2 protein-coding genes and 1 pseudogene are annotated in these 3557 nt (G+C 72.4%); all 3 read right to left on the reverse strand.

From position 1 onward, the window contains the following. Positions 1–148: 148 nt before the first annotated feature. Positions 149–976 (reverse strand): xanthine dehydrogenase accessory protein XdhC, encoded by an 828-nt coding sequence (gene xdhC, locus WA805_RS11335; RefSeq protein ID WP_425242321.1) that lies wholly within the window; start codon positions 974–976, stop codon positions 149–151. 2 nt (positions 977–978) lie between these two features. Beyond that, positions 979–3348, reverse strand: a complete 2370-nt coding sequence (gene xdhB, locus WA805_RS11340) for a xanthine dehydrogenase molybdopterin binding subunit (RefSeq protein WP_425242322.1) — start codon at positions 3346–3348, stop codon at positions 979–981. Continuing rightward, positions 3345–3557 (reverse strand): annotated as a pseudogene (locus tag WA805_RS11345) (hypothetical protein); the annotation flags it as partial. The gene xdhB and the pseudogene WA805_RS11345, both read right to left, overlap by 4 nt.

Below are 3557 nucleotides of genomic sequence, written 5' to 3' on the forward strand. Positions count from 1 at the left end.
GGGTGCTCGGCCCGCAGCGCCGCGAAGCTGCCCCGGGCGCGGATGACGCCCTCCCGCACCAGCAGCGCGCCGACCTCGGCCAGCGCGTCGCCCGGATCCCCGGTGAACGGGTCACCAGGCGTATCGACGATCGTCCCGGCGTACAGGGTCATGCGGTCATCGCCCGGGTCCCCAGGGTTTCCAGCCGTGTCGTTTGCAGCAGGGCGGCCGCCACCGCGACGGCGATCACGGCCGGGTCCTTCCCGGTGATGCCGGGCTGGCCGATCGGGCAGGTGATACGCGCGATCATCTCCGGGCTGTGACCCGCCGCCGCAAGTTGAGCCTGGAACCGGGTCCACTTGGCGGCCGAGCCGATCAGCCCGATGCCACCCAGCGGCTGGTTCAGCCGCAGCGCCGCGTCGCACAGGGCGTAGTCCTCGGCGTGATCGTGCGTCATGATCACCACGTGCGCGCCGCGGGGGAGCTGCTCGAGTACCTGCTCGCCGAGCAGCGTGTGGTAGATGCCGACCTCGGCCGCGCCGTCGATCACGTCCGCGAGCCGGACCCGGTCCAGCTGCTCGGCGCGCGAGTCCACCAGCAGCAGCTGGATCGGCAGCCGGGACAGGATGCGGGCCAGCTCGTACCCGACATGGCCGACCCCGAACAGCGCGACCACGGGCCGCACCGCGAGCGGTTCGAGCAGCAGCTTGACGGCCCCGCCGCAGCACTGGCGGCCGTGCTCGGTGCGCGCATGCGGGTTGAGCTGGACCTCAAGAGTCTCGGGTTCGACCGCTCCGGACGACATCAGCTCCCGGGCCCGGGCCACGGCCGTGGCCTCCAGGTTCCCGCCGCCCACGCTGCCCCAGCTGTATTCCCGGCTCACCACCATCTTGGCGCCCGCCTCGCGCGGCGCGTGCCCGCGGACCTCGATGACGGTCACCAGCACGCCGGGCTGCCCGTCGTGTCGTAGCTGCTGTACGGCCCTGAGCCAGTCCATGGTCAGACCCCCGCGTAAACCGGGGCCCGGGACGCATCCCGCGCGGCCTGCACGGACCAGAACACCGCTTCCGGCGTGGCCGGGCAGCCGAGCTCGACGCTCCATCCGGCCGGGCCGAACGCCCCCACCGCCTGCCGCAGCGCCTCACGCACGCTGAACGCCTCCATCAGCGGCGGCTCGCCGACCGCCTTCGAGCCGTACACCACGCCCGATTCTGTCGCCCGCTCGAACAGGTGCACGTTGAACTCCTCGGGCATCTCCGAGAAGCTCGGGATCTTGTAGGTGCTCGCGGCCTGGGTGTTCAGCCGCCCCCGGTTCGGCCCGTCGGTCTCGTCCCAGAGCAGTTCCTCCAGCGTCAGCCATCCGACGCCCTGCACGAAACCGCCCTCGATCTGGCCCAGGTCGACCAGCGGGGACAGGCTGTCGCCGACGTCGTGCACGATGTCCGCCCGCCGCAGCCGGTACGCGCCGGTGAAGCCGTCCACCTCGACCTCGGCCGCCGCCGCGCCGTACGCGAAGTACTTGAACGGCTCGCCCTGCATCCGCTCGGCGTCCCAGTGCAGCCCCTCCGTCCGGTAGAAGCCGGCCGCCCACAGCTGGACGCGCCGCATGTACGCGTCGTGCACCAGCTCGGGCCAGGCGATCCGCTGGTCACCGGCGCCGAAGCCGGTGACCATGCCGCCGGCGAAGCGCACGTCCTCGGCGGACACGCCGAGCCGTCCGGCGGCCACGATGGCCAGCCGCTCGCGGATCTGGTCACAGGCGTTCTTGACCGCGCCGCCGTTGAGGTCGGCGCCCGCGCTGGCCGCGGTGGCCGAGGTGTTCGGCACCTTGTCGGTGCGGGTCGGCGCGAGCCGCACCGCCGCCATCGGCACGCCGAGCGCGGTAGCGGCGACCTGGATCATCTTGGTGTGCAGGCCCTGCCCCATCTCGGTGCCGCCGTGGTTGATCAGCACGGAGCCGTCCTTGTAGACGTGCACCAGCGCCCCGGCCTGGTTGAACGCGGTGAGGTTGAACGAGATGCCGAACTTGACGGGGGTAATCGCGAGCCCGCGCTTGGTGTCCTGGTGCGCCGCGTTGAACGCCGCCACCGCGGCCTGCCGCCGGTCGAAGTCGCTGCGCTCGGCGCACAGCGACCAGATCGCCGCGAGCCGCTCCGCGTGCCGCACGGGCTGTCCGTACGGCGTCGCCTGACCGGGCCGGTAGAAGTTCCTGCGGCGCAGCTCGTGCGGTTCGACGCCGAGCGCGGGCGCGCAGCGGCCGAGGATGTCCTCGATGACGATCATGCCCTGCGGGCCGCCGAAGCCGCGGAATGCGGTGTTCGACTGCCGGTTGGTCTTGGCGACGCGGCCGTGGACCTCGATGTCGGGAATCCAGTACGCGTTGTCGATATGGCACAGGGCGCGGGCCAGCACGGGTTCTGACAGGTCCAGGCTCCAGCCGCCGTTGCTGGTCAGCGTGGCGCGCAGCGCGCACAGCCGCTTGCCGGCGTCGAAGCCCGCCTCCCAGGTCGCGAAGAACGGGTGCCGCTTGCCGGTCATCGTGATGTCCTGGGTGCGGTTGAGCCGCAGGCTCACCGGGTGCCCGGTCAGCGTGGCCCCGAGCGCCGCGATGGCGGCCAGCCCGTGCGGCTGGAACTCCTTGCCGCCGAAACCGCCGCCCATGCGCAGGCACTGCACGGTGACCTGGTGCGCCGGCACGCCGAGCACGTGGGCCACGATGTCCTGGGTCTCCGTCGGGTGCTGCGTGCTCGACTGGACGAAGATCTGGCCGTTCTCGTCGACGATGGCCAGCGCGGCCTGGGTCTCCAGGTAGAAGTGCTCCTGGCCGCCGATCTCGAGTTCGCCGCTGAACCGGTAGGCGGCCGTGTCCAGCGCGGCGGCCGCGTCGCCGCGGCTGACCGTGCGGTGCTCGCCCTGGTAGCTGCCGGCCCTGATCGCGTCGCGGGTGGTGATCAGCGCGGGCAGCGGCTCGTAGTCGGCCTCGATCCTGGCCGCTCCCAGCCGGGCCGCTTCCAGGGTCTCGCCCAGCACCCAGCAGATCGCGTGCCCGTGGTACATGACCTCGCTGGGGAACAGCGGCTCGTCATGCTTCTCGCCGGCGTCGTTCAGGCCGGGCACGTCGTCGGCGGTCAGCACCCGGACCACGCCCGGCACGTCGTCGGCGGCCGCCACGCGCAGGCCGGTGAGGCGGGCGTGGGCGTGCGGCGCCTGGACCGGCCAGGCGTGCAGCGTGCCGAGCGTGCGGCCGATGAGGTCGTTCGTGTACAGCGCGGCCCCGGTCACGTGCAGATCGGCGCTCTCGTGGGAGACCTCAAGGCCGACCGCGGGCTTATCCGGCCGGTCCGCCAGCGGCCCGTACCCCTTGCTCATGATCTCGGCCCTCCTGCCTGCGCCGGGTTCTCGGCGTAGAACTTCAGCAGCGAGTTACGCAGCATGGCGATCCGGTAGCTCTCGCTGGCCCGGTGGTCGCTGATCGGCGTGCCTGTCCTGGCCAGCTCGCCGGCGGCCGCCGTGACGGTCTCGCGGGTCCACGGCTGGCCGCGCAGCGCTTCCTCGGCGGCCGTCGCGCGCAGCGGCGT

It is taken from the genome of Trebonia sp. (assembly GCF_049794275.1).
Classification (GTDB): Bacteria; Actinomycetota; Actinomycetes; order Streptosporangiales; family Streptosporangiaceae; genus Trebonia.